We start from the raw sequence: 24,083 nt of genomic DNA on the forward strand, positions 1-24,083 counted from the left end.
ACGGGCGGCGCGCGGGCACCCCTGTCATCGCCTATTGTTTACTACATTGACTCGAGGATTCCTTGTTCCAAGGATCGCGGGTTTCGAGCCCGCTCGACACGGCCGGGGCCCTGGGTCGGGGGGATCCCGCATGCCCGGCTGTGGGCCGCGGGCGCGTGGGCGGCGGGGAAGGATACGCGGGAGGTTCTGTAGAACCATGACAACACAGGAGGCGGGATCCATGCGCGTTTTGATGCTTTCGTACGAGTACCCGCCTGAGGTGGTCGGAGGGCTCGGTGCCGCGGTCTCGGGCCTCGCGAGATCTCTCACAAGACACGGCGATGAGGTGCATGTGATATGCGCGAGCTCCGGAGGAGACGCGGCGTCTTCGGTTCAAGACGGCGTGAAGGTGTCCCGGGTCGCGCGCTCGATCATCCAGGCAAGCGGTGATCCTTACGGCGGTGGCGGGGGGGCGTTCCTTCATACCGTCATGGAAGCCAACTTCGGGCTTACCAGCCGAACGGTATCGGAGGCGCGCGGCTGCGATGTATACGACGTTCTGCACGCTCACGACTGGCTGGTCGGGTTCGCGGCCAAGTCCCTCAAACACGCCCTGCACATACCGCTCGTCCTCACGGTTCACTCCACGGAATACGGTAGAAATAGAGGCATCCACTCGGACCTTCAGAAATACATTCATGAGGTCGAGTGGATGATCACCTATGAGGCGTGGAGGGTCATATGTTGCAGCCACTACATGGCTGACGAGCTCAGGAGGATATTCTCGCTGCCCGGGGACAAGATAGACGTCATCCCCAACGGCGTGGACCCCGAAATGTCTCGGCCGCCGGACGCGGAGTTCGTGAGGCAAACGCGACTTCGGTTCGCCCGTCCCGAGGATCGACTGGTTTTCTACGTGGGCAGGCTCGTATACGAGAAAGGAGTTCACGTGTTGCTCGACGCCGTCCCCCAGGTGCTTGCGGAGGTGCCGAACACGCGGTTCGTCATCGCTGGCGACGGGTACTACGCGAGCGTCCTCCAGGAAAAGGCCGCGAAAATGGGACTTGGCCAGGCGGTGACGTTCGCGGGCCGCATCAGCGATGAGGAGCGCGACGCGCTCTACGCCGCGGCCGATGTGGCGGTGTTCCCCAGCCTCTACGAGCCTTTCGGCATCGTGGCGCTGGAGGCGATGGCGAGGGGCACGGCGGTCGTGGCGTCGGACGTCGGCGGGCTTTCGGAGGTCATCCGGCACGAGGAGACGGGCGTCAAGGTCTACCCAGGGAGCGCCGACTCTCTTGCCTGGGGGATCCGCCGGGTGCTCTGCGACGCCGGCTTTCGGAGCCTCCTTTCGCAGCGCGGCCGCGAGGACGCGCTCTCAAGGTTCGGGTGGGACGCGGTCGCGGCCTCCACGCACTCTGTGTACGAACGTGTCCGCGCCGAGGCGGCCCGGGTGGCGTGGTAGGCGTGGCGGGGCAGGCGGCGGGGCGCATGTGTGTGGTGCTGTGTGCGCGGCGCGCGCGGTGCGCGGTCGGCCGCATCGGGGGCGGCGGGGGCAGGCCAGGCACGAGGATGCGCAATGCAGGGCACGCAAAGAGCACGCAAAGCCCAGCCAGGCCAACAGGAGACGAATGACGGGCGGGCGGCAGGGCGGGCCTGCCCCCGCACAGTGATACGTTACGTGAAGACGCACGCGTGAAAGGAGGGAGCGGCGAGGCGTGCCATTCAGCCGAACCGGGCCGTTGCCCCACCACTCTTGGCGGACGCGGTAGACGCTGAGCTGAGGATCAGCCTGGGGCCTGGGGGCCGATAGGCGTTGCAGACCGGCCTGCGGCCTGCGGGCCTGAGGGCTGCGGGCTGCGCGGGCAGGGCAGGGCGCGCGGAGCCGCGCACAGAAGATGGCCACCGAGGTGCATCGCGAGGCGGGTCTTTCGCCGGATCCTCCGGCGGGCGACACCGGACCCAGAGGATCTCTCGTATTCGTGTTTCATAGCCACATACCCTATTGTCGTAAGGCGGGAATGTGGCCTTTCGGAGAGGAATGGCTGTACGAGGCGATGCTCGAATCGTACATCCTGCTCTTGGAGCTCCTCCGGGCGGTTCCTTGGGAACCCCTGGCAGAGGCGCAAGGGGCGGAGCGCACACGGACGCGGCGGTCGCAGGGGGAGGGGGGCGGCTCGGGAGCAGATGAGCCTGCCAGAGCGGGGCACCTCTCCGCCGTGCAGCGCAAGGGGTCCGTGAGCGTGACTTTGGGCATCACCCCGATCCTCCTGGACCAGCTTGATGATGATTACATGCGCGAGGGCTTTCTGAGATGGGCGGAGGCCCGCCTCGCGCGGGCAGAGAACGACCGGGGCCGGTTCAGGCTTGCGGGCGATCGCGCCCGCGAGCGACAGGCGGCGGCCTACTGTGAGAGGTACGGGCGCGCGATAAACGTGTTCCGCAGCGAGTACGCCTGCGACATCGCGGGGGCGTTCGGCGAGCTCCAAGAGCGCGGGGTGGTCGAGATAATCACGTCGGCGGCTACGCATGCCTACCTGCCGCTCCTACGCGAGGACACGTCTATTCGAGCCCAGCTCGCCGCCGGATGTGAGAGTTACACGAGGCGTTTCGGCAGGGCTCCGCGGGGGATATGGTTGCCGGAGTGCGCCTACAGGCCCGGCTTGGAAGACTATCTTCAGGCGCTGGGCCTGGAGTACTTCTTCGTCGACAGGCATGCTGTCGAAGGCGGGGAGCCCATCGGCATAGCGAGTGGTCACGGTGATGGGCCAACGGGCACGGGGGCGCGGGCCGAAGCGGGCGGCGGCGCGGTTCACGCGACGGCTGCGGGCGCCGGTGCCGCTTGGAGCAGGCCCGCCCGAGCTGACCAGACCCTGGCCGGCCAGGCGCGAGCAGGCCGGGGCGGCGAGTCGGGACGAACGACTTTCAAGCCCTACTTTGTGAGTGGGTCGCGTGTGGCATGCTTCGGGAGGAACGAGCGCGTAACGGCCCAGGTGTGGTCGTCGTGGCTTGGTTATCCCGGTGATGGGGCGTATCGGGAGTTCCATAAGAAGGACGATATCTCGGGCCTCCAATACTGGCGCGTCACGTCGAGGGACACGGACCTGGGAGCGAAAGAGGTTTACGATGTCGATGCGGCGTCGGCCAAGCTCAGGGAACACGCAGCCCACTTCGTCGGACTCGTCCACGAGCTTGTAAACGACTGGTGGGTGAAGACGGGCGAGCATGGCGTGGTCGTGGCGCCGTACGATACGGAGCTCTTCGGACACTGGTGGTACGAGGGAGTGGAGTGGCTCGGCGAAGTGCTCAAGGGGCTCTCAGGGAGTGCCTGGCTGGCCGCGAGATCCGCGGGGCAGGTGCTCGACGAGCACCCACCGCAGGAGGCCATCGATGTTACCGAGTCGTCGTGGGGACGAGGCGGGGGGCACGATGTGTGGTTCAACGACGGGACCGCCTGGATGTGGGAGATCATCCACGCAGCCGAAGCGCGGGTGAAAAGGCTCGCGGCGTTGTGCGAGCCTGACGGTGGCCGGTCGGCCGGTCGGCCGGCGGGCCAGCTGGAGGGAGGCGGTCGTGCCTGTCCCGACTTCCTTGATAGCATAAAGGCCCAGGCGTTGAGGGAGTTCTTCCTGCTCATGTCCAGCGACTGGCCGTTCCTCGTGACGGAACGGCAGGCGACGGAGTATGGGGCGAGGCGTTTCAGGGAGCATGCCGAGAGGTTTGACAGGCTCATGGACTACGCGGAGGAGGTCCTCGAGGCGGCCGGGCCCGGTGGCATTGGGGCTGGGTCGGGAGCGAGCGTCGAAGCCCGCGAGGAGGCCGCGCGTTACCTCGCCACAGTGAGCGACCTGGATGACGCGTTCCCGTGGCTCGATTTCTCGGTGCTGTCGCCGAAGTAAAACGGGACCGGCATTGCGAGTGGGGGGCTTGACATGAAAGCGGTGGTCATGGCGGGTGGAGAGGGAACCAGGCTGCGTCCGCTTACGTGCAACCGTCCGAAACCGATGGTGCCCGTGGCCAACAAGCCCATCATACAGCACATCTTCGAGCTCCTGAAGCGCCACGGCATCACGGACATCGCCGTCACGCTCTATTATCTTGCCGACGAGATCGAGAGCTTCTTCAGCGACGGGGCCGAGCTCGGGCTGCACCTCTCCTATTCGGTGGAGGATGTGCCCCTCGGGACCGCCGGCAGCGTAAAGAAGGCTGCCGAGGTATTCGGCAGGGAACGAGTGCTCGTCATAAGCGGTGACGCGCTCACCGACATCGACCTTCGGGAAGCGGTGAGGTTTCACGAGGAGAAATCGGCTGTCGCTACCATAGTCACCACGAGGGTCGACAACCCCCTCGAGTACGGCATCGTGGTCACCGATGACGAAGGTAGAATCCGCAGGTTCCTGGAGAAGCCGAGCTGGGGGGAGGTGTTCAGCGACACGGTCAATACCGGGATATACATCCTCGAGCCCGAGGTGCTCGACTACATCGACCCGGGGAGGCCCGTCGATTTCAGCCAGGACGTTTTCCCCGCGCTTCTCCGCGACGGGAAAGGGCTATACGCGTACGTGGCATCCGGGTACTGGTGCGATGTCGGCAACATCCAGCAGTACAGGCAGGCCCAGGTGGACGCCGTGATGGGTAAAGTGAAGGTGGAGATCCCGGGCAACAAGATGGGCGCCGACATCTGGGTTGGCGAGGGCACGGAGATCGCTCCTGACGCCCGCCTCTCCGGCCCGCTCGTCATAGGCCGGAACTGCCTGATAGGCCCCGGCGCCGGCTGTTTTGAGTACACCTTCATGGGTGACAACTGCATAATCGAGAGGGATGCGGTCATCCAGCGAAGCATCCTATGGCCCGACACCTTCGTGGGCCAGGGCGCCGAGGTGCGGGGCGCCATAGTCGGGCAGCACGCGATCGTCAAGGACTTCGTCACGTGCCATGAGGGCGTGGTCGTAGGCGACAGGTGCAGGATCGAGCAAGGCGCCATGCTCCAGCCCCAGATCAAGGTCTGGCCGAACAAGATCATCGAGCCGGGGTCGCGTGTCACCATGAGCCTCATTTGGGGCACGAAGTGGCCGGGCTCCATCTTCAAAGACAGGGGCGTCACGGGCCTCACAAACATCGAGCTCACGCCCGAGTTCGCGATGAAGCTCGGGGCGTCGTTCGGCAGCTCCATCGGCAAGGGGGCGACCGTCACGACGAGCCGCGACGACCATCCGGCGTCCAGGATGATCCTCAGGTCCATCATCTGCGGCCTCATGACGGTGGGCGTGAACATCTTCGACCTCCGGTCCACACCCCTTCCCGTGAGCCGCTACAACATAAAGCCCCTCGGGGTGGACGGCGGGGTGCACATCCGGGTATCTCCGGACAATCCCAAGCTCACCCTAATCGAGCTCTTCGGCAGGCAGGGCATCAACTTGCCCAGGGCTCACGAACGCAAGATCGAGAACATCTTCTTCCGCGAGGACTTCCGCCGCACCGACGCGGACGAGGTAGGTAAGCTGGAGTTCCCCGGACGGGTGCTCGAGCCTTACACGGAGGCTTTCTTCAACTACGTGGACGAGCGTATCATCGCGGAGTCGCGCATTAGCGTGGTTGTGGACTACGCTTACAGCAGGCTGTCGATGTTCCTCCCGAGCATCTTCGGGAGGCTGGGATGCGAGATGGTCGCCCTGAACGCGTACCCCGACCACTCGCGCGCCCCGAAGACCCGTGAAGACCGAGAGGCCCATCTCAAAAAGCTGTCGGAGACCGTGAGCACGCTCAAGGCCGACGTCGGGGTGCTGGTGGAAAGCGACGGCGAGCGCCTGGCGCTCGTGGACGAAACGGGCAGGGTGGTGGAAGGCAACACGCTCCTTGCGGCCATGGTTTGGTTGGCGACGCGCGATGCGGCCGGGACGGCGGGCGGCGCGACCGGGGACGGTGTTCTCATCGCGGCGACCGTGGGCGCCACGAGCGCCGTGGACCGGATCGCGGCACAGCATGGCGCGAGAATAGTACGGACTAGGGAGGACGCCCGGTCTCTGATGGAGTTCGCCTCCAGGGCGGGCCAGGACGTGCTCTTTGCCGGCGATACCGAAGGCGGATTCATCTTCCCCAGATTCCAGCCGGCGTTCGACGCCATGTTCTCGCTGGCAAAGGTCTTCGAGTTCCTCGCGCGCCAGGGCGTCAGGTTGTCTTGCGTTGTGGATAACCTGGCGATTCCGCCCATGGTGACCGGTTCGGTGGCCTGCCCATGGGAGTATAAGGGCCGGGTCATGCGAGTGCTGGCCGAAGAGACGGGAGATATGCGACGCGAATTCATCGACGGCCTGCGCCTCTTCTTTGATGATGGCTGGGTGCTCGTCTTGCCAGACCCGTCGGAGCCTTTGATCCACATTTACTCCGAGGCCGCCGCCGCGGAGAGCGCTGCCGGCAGGGCGAAGGAGTATGCTGACAGGGTCGCGGCCATCATCGGAATCTAGGTGAGGGTGCGTTAGTCCTTGCGCCTCTTCCAGTAGTTGCCGGGCTGCCGGTGTTGCACCCGGGGACGGCGCCCCAAGCGGGGCGCGCTTCGCCAAAATCCGGCCCGTCCGGCCAGTGGCCGGATTTTGACACCCCTCGTGCAATCACCGGCAACCCCTCCCAAAGGTCGGGAGCGTTTCTGCACCCCCACTCAGGCGGATCGTAGGCAATTTGTGCCGCTCCTCGGCGGGTGAGTTCCTCGCACGGATGCCTGCTGTCCTCAAATGGACGCCCACCCCCTGGCCCCGGGCCTTGATGATTGTCGGCTGCGCGGGCGGCTACCCTAGCATGAACCCCAGGGAGAGGAGGAGCCCAACCGCTAAGTGCAAGAGAATGGTGAAGAGACTCGCGGCTACCTGACATGACGCGACGTACCCTCCGCTGGCCGCGGCGGCGCGGCGCGATGCGGAGAGGCCGTAAGCCGCGCGCAAGTTGCGGATGCCCAGAAACGCCAGAGGTGCGGCGAGATACGTGAGCGCCGTCGCCCGCGGGAGCCATCCGAGGGAAATGGCTGCGGCGATGACGGCAAACGGCGCGAGCACGAGCGCGGCGTAACCCGCTGCGGCTGTCCGTAGGGATAGGCGCGCGACGAGCGTGCGCTTGCCGCAGGCGCTGTCGGCCGCGCGGTCCGGGAACTCGTTCACAAAGACTATGGCTGCAACCAGCAGGCCCACTGGGAGCGAGGCGGCGAGGGCCTCGAGTGCGCCTGCGTCCAGCCTCCCGGCCTGCACGTAGTATACGCTGATGACGGTGAGCGGGCCGAACGAGAGGCCGATCGTGGCCTCGCCGAGCCCGATGTAGGAGAGACGCAGAGGCGGTGCGGTGTAGCAGTAGCCGCAGAGGAAGCCCGCAAGGCCCAGGGCGACCACAGCTGGTCCTCGGGACACGGCCAGGATGAGACTTATTAGGGCGGCCGCGGCGAAGAGCGCCCTGTAGGCCTGAGAGACCTCGTACGGGTCCAGCGTCCCGTTAACGAGGATCGTGCCGCCCCCATAGAAGGGAGTTCGGTCGTCGCGGATCTCATCCGCACCGCTCGCGAAGTCGTAGTAGTCGTTGACGAGGTTGGCCCCCAGGTGCAGGGCGAGCACGCCCGCGGCGCTCAACAAGAACGGCACCGTGGCGAAGGAGCCGTGAGAGGCCGCCACGGCGCCACCCAGCGCCACCGGCACCATGCTCGCGGACGAGAAGGCCGCGCGCGTGGCACCCGCCCAGAACCAAAGCACGTTGAGAATGCGCCGAATGGTGTATACTGGACCTTTTACCGCACCCGTTCCCACTTGTTCCTCTTCCTTTTCGCCTTAGCGTTATATTCTTTCGTGGCGTTATAGTCTTTCCCGAGAACGGGCTGCGGTACGCGACATGGAAGTGTGTCCCGCTTCAAGACGCATCTCACTCCGAGACGAACGGTGGGGCGAGGGTGCAACCCTCGCCCCACCTCCAACCCCCGGCGCGCCGTCTCGCAGTGTGCCTTGCGACGGGCGGCGTCGGTCGCGCCTGGCCTGGCCTACTTCGTCTACTTTGTGACAAGCTCGAGCGGGACAGGTATGAACTTATCAACACTCGCGCCATCAAGTACTTTCTTGGCGGTCTCCACCGCCATGGCCCCCATCGTTCGTGGCTTCTGAGCGACTGTCGCGGCCATCTTGCCGTCCTTTACGGCTTTCACGGCGTCGTCCGTCGCGTCGAACCCAACGATCTTGATGGCTGACAGGCGCCCGGCGGCTTCGATCGCGCGCAGCGCACCCAGAGCCATCTCGTCGTTGTGGCAGAAGAGCCCGTCGATGGCGGGCTGAGCCTGCAGGATGTTCTCCATGACGGTCATGCCCTTGGCTCTGTCAAACCCGGCTTCCTGGCGTGCAACGACCTGGATGCCGGGGTACTTCTTGATGACCTCGTTGAAGCCCTTGCCCCTGTCCCTCGCGGCCGAGGTACCAGGTATGCCTTCGAGCTCCACGACCTTGCCCTTGTAGTTGAGAAGCTTCGCGAGATACTCGCCAGCCATGCGCCCTCCCTCGACGTTATCGGACGCTATATGGCACACCACCTCGCCGCCGTCGGATCCCCTATCCACCGTGATCACCGGTATCTTCGCTGCGTTCGCCGACTTTATGGCGGGCACGATGGCTGCAGAATCACACGGGTTGATGAGGATTATGTCAACACGCTCCTGGATGAAGTTCTCAACCTGGCTGAGCTGCTTGTTGGGGTCGTTTTGCGCATCCGCAACATTCACTTCCACTCCTACCTTGCCGGCCGCCTCAAGCGCTCCGTCCCTGAGGTCCACGAAGAACGGATTGTTGAGAGTGGATATGGCGAGACCCACCTTCGGCTTCGCGGCCGCCGCTGTCAAACCAGTCAAGGTCGCGAAAAAGGCTACACACAGAATGGCCGCTAGGACTCTGGACGCCTTCATGTGACTTACCTGCCTTTCGCATGAGGTTTTGGAGCACGAGACCGAGAGAAACCGAGAGGTCCACCGCATTCCCGCTACACTAACGATCTAAGACTATGAATCCCCGATTCATCACCTCCCGTCCGTTGTGGTTTCTCCAGCGGAATCCTCGAAGAGCCCTTCGACTCCGGAGTAGAGGAGCACGTTGGAGTACGGTCTGAACTCCGCCGTCCGAACCACCGCTTTGCTTTGCTCGACCAGCTTCTTGAAGCGCTCGTGAGGCACGAATTCCACATTGACCCGGGGATACGCCCTACGGACCAGGTCCACGACACCTGGGTTCTCCTTCAGGGCCTCCTCGGCCATGACCACCCGTTCGACCTCCAGCTCTGGCGCGATCGCCATGAGGACCTGCTCGAACGTGGGCACCCCTCTGCAGACGGTGACATCGATGCGCCTCACTCCCGCAGGGATCGGCAACCCCGCGTCGCATATCGTCAGCGAATCGGTATGTCCGAGGCTAGCGATGGCCTCACAAAGGTGCGGGTTGATTATCCCTGACTTTTTCAAGTTCCCTCTACCTCCATGCATCTGCCGCCCTGCCCACTGGGCGCGCGGCTTCCCGTCGGCTTGCCGTTCCTGTGCCTCTGGTTTTGAGTCACTGTCTTGCCTGTCGACCCAGCCTCTCGCCCATCCGTGGAGGGCCGCTTTCCACTTGGCTTGCGGTGGTGTGAATGAGCTTATCCATGAGCACCGCCGCAAGGATCACGAGCCCCTTCGCAACCTCCTGGTAGAACGGCGACACGTTCAAAAGGTTAAGGCCGTTGGCGAGCACGCCTATGATGAACGCGCCTATGATAGTGCCTGTGATTCCTCCCTCTCCACCCGAGAGGCTCGTTCCACCGAGGATCACCGCGGCAATGGCGTCCAGCTCGTACCCGGTGCCCGCCGTGGGCTGCGCGGACATCAGGCGGGCGGTGAGGATGACCGCCGCTATACCTGCTGTAAGCCCGCTAAGCGTGTACACCGCCGTCTTGTACTTCTCGACATTGATACCCGAGAGGCGACACGCTTGTTCGTTTCCGCCGATGGCATACACCATTCTACCGAACTTCGTGTTGGTCATTAGGAAGTAAACGATGATGTAGATCGCTGCCATGATCAGAACCGGGAACGGGATCCCCCAGACGAAGCCGCCGCCGAGGAAGTCGAATACCTTTGAATCGACCAGAAGCGGTCGTCCCCCCGTGTAGACAAGGGTCAGCCCACGGCACAGGGCGAGCGTGGCCAGGGTGACAATGAAGGGGGGCATTTTGGGATAGGCGACAAACATCCCATTGATGAATCCAACCACCACCCCGGCACCCAGTCCGACGATGATGGCCACCGCCGGATTTGACGTCGCGCCCAACGCTCCTGCGGCGAGACATCCCGCGAGCGCCACGTTTCCACCGACGGACAGGTCTATGCCTCCCGAAATGATGACCATGGTCATGCCGGCAGCCAAGGTGCCGTTAATGGCGACCTGGCGCATGATTATGAGGAAATTGGAAACGCTGAAAAACCTGGGGTTCAGGATAGACACCACCGCGATGATGACTATGAGCATCAGTGCCATCCCGAACCGCCTAACGATCTCAACCAACGGCGTGCGACCCAAGGGCGCTCCCTCCCGTGGCATACTGCATGACCAGTTCCTGCGTGACTTCCTCCCTGGGCAACTCGCACACGAGCCTGCCGGAGTGCATCACTAACACCCTATCGCTCATGGCAACTACTTCGGGCACCTCCGATGAGATAAGCAGAATGGCCTTGCCCTGCGACGCCATGAGCCCCATCAGCCTGTAAATCTCCACTTTCGCGCCGACGTCTATTCCTCGCGTAGGTTCGCAAAGGATGATGACGTCCGGGCCGACCGTGAGCCACTTGGCCAACACCACTTTCTGCTGGTTTCCGCCGGACAGGTTCCGGACGAGCTGGCGGATGGACGGTGTCTTGATGCCGAGCTCGGTGACTTTCCCGTGCACTACAGCCTTCTCCTTCGCATGGGATATCACACCGAGGCGTGACACGATGTCAAGGCTGCCGAGCGTGATGTTCTTGGCGACGGACAGCGGCAACACGAGGCCCTCCTCTTTTCGGTTCTCCGTAACCAGCCCGATGCCCGCGCGCACTGCCGCAAGGGGCGACCTCAGATCGGCTGTCTTCCCTCGGACTCTCACCTCGCCCGCGACGATGCGCTCCAGGCCGAAAAGCGCCCTCGCGAGCCTGATCTGTCCCGCGCCCATCAGGCCGACGATGCCGACGATCTCGCCCGCCCTGACGTTGAACGAGATGGGAGAGTGGCCTCCCGATAGACGGATGTTCTTGACCTCGAGCACTACGTCTCCGCGAGGCACATGCTGTTTCGGAAACATGTTTCCGATGTCCCTGCCGACCATCTCGTGGACCACCTGCTCCTTCGTTGTGAGGGAGGCGCTGGTGGTCAGGACCTTGCGGCCGTCGCGGAGCACGGTGATCGTGTGGGCTATCTCGAACACCTCGTCAAGCTTGTGCGATATGTAGATTACGGACACACCCTGCTCGACCATCGAGCGAATGACGGAGAACAGCCTCGCGACCTCCATCTCACTCAGCGCAGCCGTGGGTTCGTCCATCACGATGATCCTGGCCTTGCGGGACAGGGCCTTCGCTATTTCCACTATCTGTTGTTCAGCGACCCTGAGCGACCGGACGGTCGCCGATGGAGGAATGTCGACGCCGAGGTTATCGAGTACCTCTGCAGCACGTGCCACCATGGCCCGCTTGTCGAGCACACCTGCCCCGCGGAGAGGAAGATCCGAGAGGAGTATGTTCTCTGCTACGGTCATTGCGGGGATGAGCGTAAACTCTTGGTGTATTACGCTGATGCCGAGACGTGCCGCGTCTGCAGGGGAGGATATGTTCACCGGCCGACCCTCGAGGTATATCACTCCAGAATCCTTCTGATGCGCGCCTGCGAGGATCTTTATGAGCGTTGACTTTCCCGCCCCGTTTTCGCCGACGATCGCGTGGACTTCGCCGTGCATCAAACGGAAATCCACCGAGTCAAGGGCAAGGACACCCGGAAAGCGCTTCGTGATGCCGACCATTTCGAGAATGGCCTTGTCGGTCCCGCCCGCTTCGTGCGGCCTGCCGCCGCCTTCATCGGGGAGCCCATCCGTCTGCACGCTGTCGTTGTTCACCAGGCCACACCCCATTCCCCGCACTCTATTCCGCGTGCTCAATTGGTTCGCGTTCTCATGAGCTCGGCTACCTCGCTCAACGTGGGCAAGGACGGCTGGGCCCCGACCTTCGTGGTAGCGATGGCTCCGGCCGCCGACGCGAAACGGAGCGCGTCCTCGAGGTTGAACGCTTCGATGCCTGTGCCCCCTTGGGCACGTGCGCGGTCGATCTTGTAAGCCAGCGCGCCCACGAACGCGTCGCCCGCGGCCGTGGTGTCCACGGCCTTCACCTTGAACGCCGGTAACGCGATGTACTCTTCACCATCACACGGCTTGCAGGCTCCCGGGCGCGCCTTCGCCGACCCGCGCTCGGCTTGAGCCTCCGAGAAGGCTTGAGCTTGTGTCACACCCTCGGTCGCGAGGCTCGTAAGGAAAGCTCCGGCGGTGATAGCGCCTGAAGCGCGGCCGGTCGTGGAAGCCGTGGAAGCCACACACCCGTTCTCGCCGAGGGTTATGACCACCGTGCCGCGCGTCGCTTTCGCAAGACTGGCCGCGACGGCGCCCGCCCGCCGCGGGTCTGATAGGTCGGATAGGTCGGGTGCGCCCGAGGCTCCGGACTCCGAGCCGCCGTGACCCTCTTTCGGCAGTCGGGAGAGGAGCGAGATGGCTTCTGTCTCGTTGGGCACGAGGTAATCAGTGAGTTCGAGCGCTTCGAGTGGGAGCGGCACAGAAGGGGCCGGGTTGAGGACTGTCACCACGTGGTGGCGTCGCGCTATCTTCAGAGCAGAGAGCACCGCCTCTAAAGGGATCTCAAGCTGCGTCACGAGCACGTTCGCCTGGGCGATGAGGCTTTCGTGCTCCTTCAAATGCTCGGGGGACAGCGCGAAGTTGGCCCCTCGGTGCACTACTATGGTGTTGGCTCCCGAGGCGGATACCGTTATGAAGGCAGACCCTGTCGGCTGTGACGGTTCGAAGTGCACCGCAGAAACGTCAACCCCAACTCCCTTCAGGCTTTCGAGCAGGGCCCGCCCGGCCGCATCGTTACCCGTGCAGCCGAGCATCTTTACGCTCGCTCCAAGACGAGCGGCCGCCGCTGCCTGGTTCGCACCCTTGCCGCCTGGGGCGGAAGTGTACCGCGTGGAGAACACGGTCTCGCCGACGCGGGGCAGCTCATCGACCTGCATGACGTAGTCCATGTTCAGGCTTCCGACGACTACTATGCTCATCCACACTTCAAGCTCCTTTCGAGTGTGGAATCACGGATCACCAGCATCGGCTGGAGGACCTCCTGTTGTCTGGGCAAAGCAGGATTGGCCATGCGCCTCAGGAGCATCTCCGCAGCGAGCACCCCCATCTCGTATTTCGGTTGGGCTACGGTGGACAGGCGCGGCCTCGTCACGGATGCGAAGGCTATATCATCGTAGCCTACCACCGCGACCTCCGACGGCACCGCGATCCCATGATCCTCGAGCGCCGTTAGCGCTCCCACAGCCATAAGATCGTTGCAAGCAAACACGGCTGAGAACTTCGTGGACGGTTTGCCGCCGCACTCCTCGATGAGACGCTCCATTGCGGCCCGGCCCCCCTGCTGGCGAAAATCGCCCTCGACAACGAGGGATTCGTCAAAGGGAATGCCGGCTTGAGCTAGGGCGTTCTTGTAACCTTGCACCCTCTCGAGCCCGGTTGTAACGCTCAATGGACCCGATATGACGGCGATCCGCGTATGACCCAGGCTGATGAGGTGATTCGTGGCCAAAAACCCGCCTTTGACGTTGTCCGTCTTCACTATGTCGTAGGGCTCCCCGAGGTCGCGGTCCACGAGCACCACGGCGGTGGAGGTCCCTATGATGCTGCTGATCCGCGCGCCCGAAAGCTCCGACGTGGTGAAGATGATCCCGTCGACGCGCCGGGATCTGAGCATGTTGAGGTAATCGGCTTCCTTGCGCGCGCTCCCGTCAGTGTTGCAGAGAATGACACTGTAGCCTTTTCTGCTTGCCGCGTCCTCCACGCCACGCGCGACGGCTGGGAAGAACGGGTTCGTTACGTCCGGCAGCACCAAAGCTATGGTGTATGTCTTGCCGCTGGTGAGACTGCGCGCGTTCACGTTGATATGGTAGTTGAGCTGGCGCGCGGCCTCCAGCACACGGGTTCTCGCTTCCTTACTCACATAGCCGGTGTTGTTGAGGGCTCTCGATGCGGTGGCCACGGATACCCCGGCGAGTCTGGCGACTTCGTATATCGTGCTGATGCTCCCATCCCCACTTCCTGACTGCAATGGGTTTCAGATACTGGCCCTCGCGCGACGCAAATGCCTTGTCGCTGCTTGCATCGCTATCTGTAGCCGGTTACACATATTCGACGCGTTGCGGCTTTTTCCTTCTTCCCGTGTCCGTCCCTCCGGAGCGAAACTCATCTGCCCTAGGTCGTGGCTTAGTTTGAGGGCGCGGCACGTACGTGGCGTTACGCGGCGCAATCATGTGATGCTAAGTATGTCGCCAAAAGTTCGCGCTACTTTTCGGCAGGGCAGTCCTGCCCAGGGTTGCCGGTGTTGCCCTCCGGGGACGGCGCGCTTGCGGCGCGCCTCGTTCGAATTCGGCGCGCAAGCCTGCCGAATTCTCCACGCCCCGTCGTGCAAGCACCGGCAACCCTAACGCCGTCAAGAAAGGGGACGAAGACTTATGGCGCCGTACTCGTGCTAAGGGAGGCAGTCAGGCGTCGCGCGGGGCGTCCAGGTGAATGCTGAAGAGAGGGCGTCGAGTTCGGGGTATGCTCGGCTGGAGGCCTTCGGAGCACTCTGCGGTTCCATGAGAATCGGGGGCATCGAGGTCGAGGAAGAGGGGTCGCGCCGCGGACCCCTCCAGATCACATCAATCACATCACAGCGACTCACAGCGACATGGGTTATGACATCGGTGATGCACGATTTACTGCTATCCGCCTCCGCAACAGACAAGGAATCGTGCAAATCCTCGCGCAGGAGTGGCTCGCGCACGTGGCCCACGGCCGACCTGTCGCAAGCGCGACCGGCGGGCCCGAGGGGGGCAGAGAGCACGAACGCTCGAGGCCTCTGGGGATGCCGGTGGCCTGGATAGAACCCACGTCACAGGCACCCCCGATTTATCGAAAAGAGGACACTAACCGGCGCTTCGCCTCGTTAAGCCAGCGTGCGCTCGTCAAGAGGCGAGTCCACACGCAGGGGAGCGGATCATGCACGACGGGTGGGCGCTGGAACCGGCGCCTCAGTAGTTCTCGGCAAGCGGTTCATAGAACGACCTCGGATGGGCGCAGGCCGGGCACACCTCGGGCGGCTCAGTGCCTTCGTGAATGTATCCGCAGTTCCTGCAGTGCCACTTGATCGGCCGGTCGCGACGGAAGACAGTTCCGCTGTGCACGCGCTCCAGAAGAGCCCGATAACGTTTCTCGTGGGCCTCTTCCACTTCGGCGACTTCCTGGAAGGCCCGGGCGAGATCCTCGAATCCCTCTTCGCGCGCGGTCTGCGCGAACTCCCGGTACATAGTGGTCCATTCATAATGCTCGCCATTTGCGGCCTCCTCAAGGTTGGCCGCGGTGTCGGAGATCATTCCCAGAGCCTTTGCCCAAAGCTTCGCGTGCTCCTTCTCGTTGGCCGCTGTCTCCTCGAAAATGGCGGCGATCTGCTCGTAGCCCTCTTTGCGGGCGACTGACGCGAAGAACGTGTACTTGTTCCTGGCCTGTGATTCACCCTCGAACGCGGCCTTGAGGTTGGCCTCTGTCTTCGAGCCTTTGAGTTCCATGCTTTCCGCACCTCCATAATCTGCTGATCGGGTACCATGCCCCGTTACGGGCCCCGTTATGGGAGTCCCTGATGTTACCATGGTACAGCAACGTAGCCCAGTGGAACCGCGCAGGATCGTCCTGGTGTTCAGCCGACTTGTGCCCATATGCAGGTCGCGAGGAGTCTACTCCACTCCATTACTCTACTCTGCGCCACACATGCCGTCCAGAGTTGCCAACCTTGCGGCCCTGCCATCCAAGGACCGCGCCAAGGACCGCACCCCTGCGACGCGAACCGTAGTCCGTCAACCTCGGCCTTCCAACTCCGCGACCCACTGGCCATCTTCCACGCCGAGCCCGACTATCACTCCGCACTTGGGACAGCGCATCTTCGTGCCCGGCTCTGGTGAGGTTCCGAAATCCATCTCCCATCCACATAAGGGGCAATAGAGCCGCACGGGGCGGCTGCCTCCCTCGATCTCGCTTATCAGCTCACGGAAGATGTTCACGTGGCCCTGCTCTGACTGGGCCTGGCTCTTGAACATCTTGGCAAGCTCCGGGTCCTTGGCTTCTGACGCGAACTTGCGGTACGTATCTCGCGCTGTCTCCTCGAACTCGAGGTTGAGCTTGAGGTTGAGCAACGCCCATGACCAGCCATTCTCGTCAAGACTGCGGGTAAGATATCCGAGGTTGTTCTCTATGTGATCTCCCTCGGTCAACATGATGCCCCGCAGAGCCGACACGAGCCCAGGGTCGGTAAACCTTTCGATCTGGTACTGGTATCTCCTATTGGCCCCGTATTCGAGATTCAAGGCGGCTATGACGTTTTGCCGGTCGTGGTCCTCGCTCTCGCGATCCTCGCTTTGCCCTTGGGTTTGGCTCTGTGCATCTCCTGGCCGTTGCCCCTGCCCCTGTCCGGAGTCTTGTTCCTCTGCCGCGTGCATTTGTGAGTGAGACTTGTTCTTGAGCTCCCGATAGTCGTGGTACGTCATGGGCTCGGAATCGCGAAGCGTTCCGCCTCCCACCACGTCCGCCAGGAACAGCGTGTGCGTGCCCGCATCAACCGAGAGGCCAGGCGCGAGGCGCGCCTCAAGGAACGCGATCCCCTGCTTGAGAATTGGGCAGCCCGTCTCGGTGCCGAGAGTGTACTCCACCCCCGCGAGCTTGTCGGTAGTTCGCCCGGACGCGAATCCAAACCGCCTCACGAGGTCAAGATTGTCCTTGCCGAGGACCGTCACTGCCAAGACCTTGCTCTCATTGATGAACTCGTGCGTGAGGTTGCGCTTGTTGATCGCGAGGGCGATCCGTACTGGCTCGCTCGTGATCTGCATGACTGTGTTGCAAGCCTGCCCGTTGAACCTGTCGTTCTTTCGCGACGTCACGACGACGAGCCCGTAGCTTAGGGAATAAAGAGCGCCCTTCAAGCTGTCGCCGGCCGCGGCGGTCGGTGCGACAGGCGATGACGACGGGCCTTGGCGCGCCGTGCTTACCGTGCTCATAGAGGAGGAATCCTCCCCGGGCCGACTGCTCGACGTAACGTCCTGCCTCGACTTATCGGATTCAGACGCGCTCCTCTGGGTGGCGTCGGCCTCCTCGATGACCTCCTCGAACTCCTCCTTAGGCGCTCCGCACACCGGACACACGTCAGGGGGCTCCGGCCCCTCATGGATGTATCCGCATACTCTACATCGCCATTTCTTCATGTCTCCCGCGGCACCAGTCGCAGAAACAGCCCGGCTTCGCAACACATGGGGACAAGCCCCTTGTCGCGTCACCCTGACCTGGCACTGAGACTCCAGGAAAGGTGCGTTTGCGCGCCCCCTGTCGGTGCATTAGCACCTGTGCCGCCGATCCTCCTCCCACCTTGATTTCGTACGCGTCCGGCTTACCATCTTACTTATTACTTACGTGCGTCACATGACGCGACGGGCATCACGTGACGCGACGCGTTTCTCCTCAACCCCACTTGCCCTTTGACATGTGCGCGGCGATCTCGGCCTTTGCGGCCTGGCGAAGCTCGGTCGCTTTCACTCTCAGCTGCTTATAGAGCTGCACGCAGGTGGGATCGAGGTTGTCTTCTGTGCCTATGTCCGCTATGGCAAGGAGATCCTCACTGATGGCGATCAACTTGCAAAGGAGACCGTTGCCCTTCCTCGACCGCTCGATCAACTCCGCTGCAGCCGGATCGATCTCCACGAATCTATCCTTCGGGGCTCCGCACTTGGGGCATCGCTCCGGGGCCTCATTGCCATCATGAACGTATCCGCACACCTGGCAACGCCATTTCACAGTAGACGACCTCCTTTGTATTGTGTATTGCGAATTTGGAACGGTCGCGGACTTGCAATCGCGGATCAGCACAGAGATCCAGTCGGTCACACATGTCGGCTACACATGCCACACACAGACTTCTGCAACTGAGCGAAAAACCCTTCAGTGCGGCAAAACTCAGGCACGTGATCCATGCGGTGGCCTGTCGAGCACATGTCCACGGTTGCCCCTGCCGCGGCGCGTTAGCCGTCGCCGGATGAACACAGGTGCTCGGGGTCGGGGAACTGGAGCCAGATGCCCGGACGTGCGGTGAACGTGCTGGGCCGACGCCAACACGTCAATAAGAGGGATCTTTCATCTGCGGGTGCGGGCAACTTACGGGCGATGACCGGGTGGCCCTGGACGGTGCAAGATGGAAATGGCAAGAGACCTTCCAAAAGGGTTGACAAAGCAACTTCAAAGCCCTACATTATAAGTAAGAGAGTAAGTAATCTGGTAGGCGATGGTAGTGATCACGAGCAAGGTTGAGTACCTCCTTCTGATACTAGTCGACCTCGCAACGAACAGAGCGTCAGGATACACACTTTCCCGGGATGTGGCGGAAAGACAAGGCATCCCGCCCAAATACATGCCCCAGCTCATGGCGCTCCTTACCAAAAGGGGATGGGCAGCCTCCGCGCGGGGTGCAGGGGGAGGGGTCAGACTGATTGCGGACCCAAGAGACATCACCATTAAAGACGTGATCGAGACTGCGGGTGAGAGGTTCCAGATCAAGCCGTGCGTGGACGAGCGCTACCCGTGCCCTAGGAGAGAGCGATGCCCGCTCTGGCCGGTATGGGTGAACGCTCAGAGACAGGTCGACAGGGTGATGGAGAGCACGACGCTTGCAGCGCTGATTGAAAGCAGAGGAAACAGTGACAGTGAAGGAGGGTCACAATGATGTCGGCGTCAACGTCGTCAACGTCTGTGTCGAGGATCAGGGAACTCGCAAGTGTGCTTCGTGGGATAAACGACGGAACGGTGCCGGATGAAGATGCTCGGACTGAGGGACCACATCTTCAAGGAGAACACGATACTGTATCCGGCCGCGTTCCGAGCCATTCGCGATCCGAAGGTGTGGGATGACATACTGCACAAGTGCGATGAGATAGGCTACTGCTGCTTCACACCCGCATATGCGCTAGGGGGCCGCGGGCGCGGCCGTGTCGATGGACCTGACCGCAATCGCTCTGGTGGATCGGACCGGCCGAGCCAGCCCAACCGCCGGGCCGACCTGGGTTGCGGGCATGGGGGCAATCAGCACTGAAGCCATGGGACGTGGTCAGGGGAAGCGGTGACGGCCGCGAGGACACGAGCGGCTGACTAAGTATGTCGCCACGAGACCGCTGGTTTGTGCCGGAATATGCCATCTTAGCCCAGTTGAAGGCCGAAGCCCGCAAAGCCGTCGATGGGGCCGCGCGGGTTGGCAGTCACCGGGGAAGTCCAGTGGTCTCGTGCGTCATGTGTGGAACGGGTAAGGTGGAGAGGATGACGGACGGCAACGGTCCTCCTGGACGGGTGACGTGGGGAATTGATGCGGACGGGGCTTGTGATGTGCATCACCGGACGCACCGCAGCCATGCCGTGCAGAATGGTTCGGGAGAGGTCCGTGATGTGCGTCACGCGACGGCACACAAGACTTGATGTGAGGAACTGCTCGGGACGGACGCGTGATCTGCACCACGCGTCCGTCCTCGACAACTGACGCACGGCACGTATCGCAGAGGGTTCTTGACCTGAGTCACGGATCGAACTGCAGGGATGACGCACACCACACATGAACCATGAACGCGTGACTTACGGAACTCTTCACGAAGGACCCGCTGGTGTTGGAAGGAAGTGCGAACGCCGTTGTCGAACACCACGCGTCAGGACAATACCGCGCTGACGCCTGAGAGGGTTTCGGCGCTCCCGGCGCGGCTGCGTGCTTTTGGAATTCGAGAAACGTCTGAGATCCCGGGCGGCCGGGGCCGACCTCCAAACGGAGCCGACCTGCGGGCCCGGTAGCACGAACTCTTGACGACGTACTCAGAAGACGATGCCGCCCTAGACCACGTTCACGTTGAGGAGGGCCGACAGATGAGAGGGCACTATGTCATGTCGCTCGACCAGGGCACGACGAGCTCCCGGGCGATGATCTTCGACCACGACGCACGGCCCGTGGCCTTCGCGGCCAAGGAGTTTCCGCAGATTTATCCGCGGCCGGGCTGGGTGGAACACGACCCGATGGACATCTGGCGCACTCAGATAGAGGTGGCACGGGAGGCCATCACCAGAGCGGGGCTCGAGGTGGAGGACATCGCTGCCATCGGCATCACGAACCAGCGCGAGACCACGATCCTTTGGGACCGCGCGACCGGCGAGCCGGTCTACAACGCCATCGTCTGGCAGTGTCGCCGGAGCGCTTCCATATGCGATGGCCTCAAGGCTGGCGGATGGAGCGCGAAGGTGGCCGAGAAGACCGGTCTCGTCATCGACGCATACTTCTCCGCGACCAAGGTGAAGTGGCTCCTCGACAATATCCCGGGGCTGCGCGAGCGGGCGCGTCGGGGCGAGATCTTGTTTGGCACGGTGGACACGTGGCTCATCTGGAACCTCACGGGGGGACGTGTGCACGCGACCGACTATTCCAACGCTTCCAGGACCATGATGTTCAACATACACACGCTTGATTGGGACGACGAGATCTTGGCTTACCTTGACATCCCCAGAGCCATGCTTCCCGACGTAAGGCCTTCCTCATACTTGTACGGCGAGACTGAGCCGGGTATCCTGTGCTCCGACGGCGATGGCCCAGCAGCAACGGCCTCCGCTCACTCAGCCCGCGTCCCGATCGCTGGGGACGCGGGGGACCAGCAGGCGGCCCTCTTCGGACAGGCGTGCTTCGAGCTAGGGATGGTCAAGAACACATACGGGACAGGCTGTTTCGTGTTGATGAACACGGGTGATCAGCCCGTGCGCTCGAAGGGCGGCCTTCTCACCACGGTAGCCTGGGGCGTCGGCGGCAAGGTCGAGTACGCGCTGGAGGGGAGCGTATTCATTGCGGGGGCTGCCGTCCAGTGGCTGAGGGACGAACTCAAGCTCATCGCGACCGCGGCCGAGTCTGAGGAGCGGGCCGCGGCCGTGCCCGACTCGGGCGGCGTGTACGTCGTGCCCGCTTTTGTGGGGCTCGGCGCGCCATACTGGGACATGTACGCCCGCGGCACGATAGTGGGGCTCACGCGCGGCACGAGCAGAGATCACCTCATTCGCGCGACTCTGGAGTCCATAGCTTACCAATCCCGGGATGTCGTGGAGGCCATGGCGAGGGACTCCGGCATCCAACTCGCGTCGCTTCGCGCGGACTGCGGCGCGGCGCGCAACAACCTGCTCATGCAATTCCAAGCTGATATTCTTGGCGTCGCCGTGGAGCGACCTCAAGTCACGGAGACCACAGCGCTCGGCGCGGCGTATCTCGCGGGCCTCGCGACGGGGTTCTGGAGGGACAGGGCAGAGGTGGCCGGACTTTGGCGTGCCGAGAGGCGGTTCGAGCCGGCCATGGAGGAGAAAGAACGCAAGCGGCTGTACAGCGGCTGGTTGGAGGCGGTGGCTCGTTCCCGGGGTTGGGAGAAGGATAGACAAGGATGAGGATGAGGATGAAGACAAGGATAGATTAGGAAGGGCCACTGAGACACCGCAGACGCCGCCGATACCGCTGGTGCAGGCGAGGACTAGACGCCAGCGTTGGCGAGAATGGTCAAACGAGAGTGTATGTGGGACATACAGAAGGGACAGAAGGGGCGCGAAGAATTGAGCCAGCGGAGGGACCGGTGGGACCGAAGGGACCGGAGAGACTGGAGAGACCGAGGAGACCGGAGAGATCGGAACAGAGCCACAGCCCTTTTCATAGTTTTCGTTGCCATATCGGTGGCAGCGGGGCTCGTTACCCTGCTATCAGATGAGCCCGGTGCTGCGACAGGCGCGGTTACAAAGGGGTCAGGTCTTCAGAATTCGAATGAAGTGCCTGCCCTGGGATGGGGCGGAGAGACGCTGCTCGAGCCGGAAGACATGCTGGAAGACCTTGAGTACCTAAGCTCAGTGGTACGGCAGGTCCATCCCGCTATGAGCGGCCGATCCCTTCAGGGTCGTGCCGCTGCGGAGGAGTTCGCGGCGCGAGTGGAGGCGGCCAAGGTGGAGCTGAGCGAGCCCTTGCCCTCCTGGCGCTTCTTTGCTCTCGTCTCTGCGGTCATGGTGTCCCTGGGGGATGCCCACACATGCGTGTGGCTCCCAGGCACTGCTGGGGTACTGCCCGTACAACTCACATGGGCCGAGGACGGAGTCGTGGTGAGCGGCGTTTTCGATCCGGACCTTCTCGTGCGGCCCGGGGACGAGCTCGTGACCCTGGGCGGCCGCACGCCCCAGCAATTGCTGGAGGAGCTTTGCGCCTGGGTTCCCCACGGAAACCTCTATTGGGTCAAGGCTCTCGCTGGCAGGTACCTAGCAAGTCCTCTGGTCCTGAAGGGCTTGGGACTTGTATCTGCGCGGGGGCATGCGGGCGCGGCACCGGGATGCGAAGTTGAAGAGGCGTCTGGGCGGGAAGAGGTTGTTCAGCGGGAAGAGATCGTTCAGATGGTAGTTCGTCGCGCGGCGGACGCGGCAGGCAACGGCGGGGTGCTTGCCGTGGACGTCCCGATATGGGACGAACTCACAGTCACCGGGATCGTGTCCGGTACCGACCCGGCAACCGGCCGGGGGGCTGATTCGCCGGCCGCTGAAGCAGGTGTGAAACCAGGCGACAGGGTGCTCGCGGCGGACGGGGCCACTGTCCACTCCGCGGACGATCTCGCTCGTGCGGTCCAGAGATGCGGTCAGGAGGGGCGGGCGCTGGCCCTGGAAGTGCTGCGCAGGGGCGAGCGGCTCGAGTTCAGCATCCGTCCGATGCCCAGATTCGCACAGGGCCCCGGTCGCACCGGGTCTACGGAGACGGCCTACGTGATCGGCGTGACGCTCGGCGGCGTGCCTGTGTCCGGAGAGAGGGAGCGGCCGTGGTTCGGCTGGACCGTCGACGGGTCCGCGGGATTCGGCCTGTTCTGGCTGGATGAATGTAGCAACACCAGAGAATACCGCCGCGCCGTGGACGAGTTCTTCGCCGCGGTCCGAAAGGACGGTGTCGAGAGGGTCGCTGTCGATCTGCGACGTAACGGCGGGGGCGATTCCATGGTGGCGGGCGCGTTTCTCAAATACTTGCCATACACGTACGGAGACCTGCGCGCTCCGTCCCGCAGCACCCGCCGCTCGCCGCAGCTAGCCCGGCAGCGCGGTCCTTGGCTTCGCTTACTTACGTGGCTAGGCGAGACGTTCTTCAACGGACGCTGGCTCCCCCATCCGATCCAGCCTCGAGCGCGCGCGAGCGAGCTCTTCCGTGGCGAGGTTTACGTCCTGACCTCGTGGCATTCTTTCAGCGCCGCTGTGGATTTCGCGGCGATTCTACAAGACAACCGCCTTGCCAGGGTGATTGGAGCCCCGACGGGCGGCACACCTACTGAGTACGGCGACACGCTGAGTTTCTCCATGCCGAACACCGGCTGGCGTTTCTCCGTGTCGACCACCTGGTTCGTCAGGCCCGATCCTGCTCGTGATCCCGCGGATGCGCTTTATCCGGACATCCATATCCCCACGACCGTCCAGGACATTCGAGAGGGACGCGACCCCGTGTTGGAATGGCTTCGCTCTCGTTCCCCACAGGCGCTGTCCGTGACAGCACCGTGACGCGAGGCGGAGGCGCAATTCGCGCCGCATCCTGGACGGACTGAGGTAGAGAGAATTCAGCGGTGGTGGGCAGGACCTGACTCGATAATAGAGGAATATCACAGAGGAATATCAGTGCATCGCAATACATCTTCGCTAGTATCTTTTTTGCTGGTGTCTCTTTCGCCACTGTCGTTGCGACCTTGGGAGAAGGCTTG

General features: G+C 62.9%; 16 protein-coding genes. 6 read left to right on the forward strand and 10 right to left on the reverse strand.

Features of this window, described 5'->3' with window-relative positions; translation table 11 throughout:
• Positions 1-220: 220 nt before the first annotated feature.
• The 3 genes from GX515_04215 to GX515_04225 all read left to right on the forward strand — a co-directional run bounded on the left by GX515_04215 (position 221) and on the right by GX515_04225 (position 6,440).
• A complete protein-coding gene (locus tag GX515_04215; GenBank protein HHY32220.1) occupies positions 221-1,441 on the forward strand; it encodes a glycosyltransferase family 4 protein in 1,221 nt (406 codons plus the stop codon).
• A gap of 433 nt (positions 1,442-1,874) precedes the next feature.
• Positions 1,875-3,875 carry a DUF1957 domain-containing protein gene (locus GX515_04220; protein ID HHY32221.1) on the forward strand — a complete coding sequence of 667 codons (2,001 nt, stop codon included), beginning with the start codon at positions 1,875-1,877 and terminating at the stop codon, positions 3,873-3,875.
• A 33-nt stretch (positions 3,876-3,908) separates the two neighbouring features.
• Complete coding sequence (locus tag GX515_04225) at positions 3,909-6,440, forward strand: NTP transferase domain-containing protein (protein ID HHY32222.1); 2,532 nt, start codon at positions 3,909-3,911, stop codon at positions 6,438-6,440.
• 318 nt (positions 6,441-6,758) lie between these two features.
• Here GX515_04225 and GX515_04230 read toward each other — a convergent pair whose 3' ends face one another.
• The 10 genes from GX515_04230 to GX515_04275 form a co-directional block, all read right to left on the reverse strand.
• Positions 6,759-7,757 (reverse strand): prenyltransferase, encoded by a 999-nt coding sequence (locus GX515_04230; GenBank protein HHY32223.1) that lies wholly within the window; start codon positions 7,755-7,757, stop codon positions 6,759-6,761.
• 236 nt (positions 7,758-7,993) lie between these two features.
• The gene (rbsB, locus tag GX515_04235) at positions 7,994-8,893 is read right to left on the reverse strand and encodes a ribose ABC transporter substrate-binding protein RbsB (protein HHY32224.1); all 900 of its coding nucleotides are present in this window, start codon (positions 8,891-8,893) and stop codon (positions 7,994-7,996) included.
• A gap of 111 nt (positions 8,894-9,004) precedes the next feature.
• Entirely contained in the window at positions 9,005-9,442 is a 438-nt protein-coding gene (rbsD, locus tag GX515_04240; GenBank protein HHY32225.1) for a D-ribose pyranase, read from the reverse strand.
• Between the two features lie 88 nt (positions 9,443-9,530).
• A complete protein-coding gene (locus GX515_04245; GenBank protein ID HHY32226.1) occupies positions 9,531-10,553 on the reverse strand; it encodes a ribose ABC transporter permease in 1,023 nt (340 codons plus the stop codon).
• Positions 10,510-12,111, reverse strand: a complete 1,602-nt coding sequence (locus GX515_04250; protein ID HHY32227.1) for a sugar ABC transporter ATP-binding protein — start codon at positions 12,109-12,111, stop codon at positions 10,510-10,512. Before GX515_04250 ends, GX515_04245 begins: the two co-directional genes overlap by 44 nt.
• A 23-nt stretch (positions 12,112-12,134) precedes the next feature.
• A complete protein-coding gene (locus tag GX515_04255; GenBank protein ID HHY32228.1) occupies positions 12,135-13,301 on the reverse strand; it encodes a ribokinase in 1,167 nt (388 codons plus the stop codon).
• Positions 13,298-14,350 carry a LacI family transcriptional regulator gene (locus tag GX515_04260; protein ID HHY32229.1) on the reverse strand — a complete coding sequence of 351 codons (1,053 nt, stop codon included), beginning with the start codon at positions 14,348-14,350 and terminating at the stop codon, positions 13,298-13,300. Before GX515_04260 ends, GX515_04255 begins: the two co-directional genes overlap by 4 nt.
• Positions 14,351-15,314: 964 nt before the next feature.
• Complete coding sequence (locus GX515_04265; GenBank protein ID HHY32230.1) at positions 15,315-15,848, reverse strand: rubrerythrin family protein; 534 nt, start codon at positions 15,846-15,848, stop codon at positions 15,315-15,317.
• 285 nt (positions 15,849-16,133) lie between these two features.
• The gene (locus GX515_04270; protein HHY32231.1) at positions 16,134-17,327 is read right to left on the reverse strand and encodes a hypothetical protein; all 1,194 of its coding nucleotides are present in this window, start codon (positions 17,325-17,327) and stop codon (positions 16,134-16,136) included.
• A gap of 457 nt (positions 17,328-17,784) precedes the next feature.
• On the reverse strand, positions 17,785-18,117 hold the full coding sequence (locus GX515_04275) for a rubredoxin (GenBank protein ID HHY32232.1): 333 nt from the start codon (positions 18,115-18,117) through the stop codon (positions 17,785-17,787).
• Between the two features lie 484 nt (positions 18,118-18,601).
• On the opposite strand from GX515_04275, the gene GX515_04280 reads away from it, so the two are divergent.
• The 3 genes from GX515_04280 to GX515_04290 all read left to right on the forward strand — a co-directional run bounded on the left by GX515_04280 (position 18,602) and on the right by GX515_04290 (position 23,886).
• A complete protein-coding gene (locus tag GX515_04280; GenBank protein HHY32233.1) occupies positions 18,602-19,039 on the forward strand; it encodes an Rrf2 family transcriptional regulator in 438 nt (145 codons plus the stop codon).
• Between the two features lie 1,178 nt (positions 19,040-20,217).
• Positions 20,218-21,765: a glycerol kinase GlpK gene (gene glpK / locus GX515_04285; protein ID HHY32234.1), complete on the forward strand. Its 1,548-nt coding sequence runs from the start codon at positions 20,218-20,220 to the stop codon at positions 21,763-21,765.
• Positions 21,766-21,927: 162 nt separating this feature from the next.
• Positions 21,928-23,886 carry a PDZ domain-containing protein gene (locus GX515_04290; protein HHY32235.1) on the forward strand — a complete coding sequence of 653 codons (1,959 nt, stop codon included), beginning with the start codon at positions 21,928-21,930 and terminating at the stop codon, positions 23,884-23,886.
• Positions 23,887-24,083 lie beyond the last annotated feature (197 nt).

It is taken from the genome of Bacillota bacterium, from assembly GCA_012842395.1.
In the GTDB taxonomy this organism is placed as follows: Bacteria; Bacillota; SHA-98; order UBA4971; family UBA4971; genus UBA6256.

Coding starts and splice junctions, on each gene's coding strand:
- GX515_04215 (HHY32220.1), top strand. CDS start 221: ATGCGCGTTTTGATGCTTTCGTACGAGTACCCGCCTGAGGTGGTCGGA.
- GX515_04265 (HHY32230.1), bottom strand. CDS start 15,848: ATGGAACTCAAAGGCTCGAAGACAGAGGCCAACCTCAAGGCCGCGTTC.
- GX515_04280 (HHY32233.1), top strand. CDS start 18,602: ATGGTAGTGATCACGAGCAAGGTTGAGTACCTCCTTCTGATACTAGTC.
- GX515_04220 (HHY32221.1), top strand. CDS start 1,875: ATGGCCACCGAGGTGCATCGCGAGGCGGGTCTTTCGCCGGATCCTCCG.
- GX515_04255 (HHY32228.1), bottom strand. CDS start 13,301: ATGAGCATAGTAGTCGTCGGAAGCCTGAACATGGACTACGTCATGCAG.
- GX515_04270 (HHY32231.1), bottom strand. CDS start 17,327: ATGAGCACGGTAAGCACGGCGCGCCAAGGCCCGTCGTCATCGCCTGTC.
- glpK (HHY32234.1), top strand. CDS start 20,218: ATGAGAGGGCACTATGTCATGTCGCTCGACCAGGGCACGACGAGCTCC.
- GX515_04225 (HHY32222.1), top strand. CDS start 3,909: ATGAAAGCGGTGGTCATGGCGGGTGGAGAGGGAACCAGGCTGCGTCCG.
- GX515_04250 (HHY32227.1), bottom strand. CDS start 12,111: ATGGGGTGTGGCCTGGTGAACAACGACAGCGTGCAGACGGATGGGCTC.
- rbsB (HHY32224.1), bottom strand. CDS start 8,893: ATGAAGGCGTCCAGAGTCCTAGCGGCCATTCTGTGTGTAGCCTTTTTC.
- GX515_04245 (HHY32226.1), bottom strand. CDS start 10,553: ATGCCACGGGAGGGAGCGCCCTTGGGTCGCACGCCGTTGGTTGAGATC.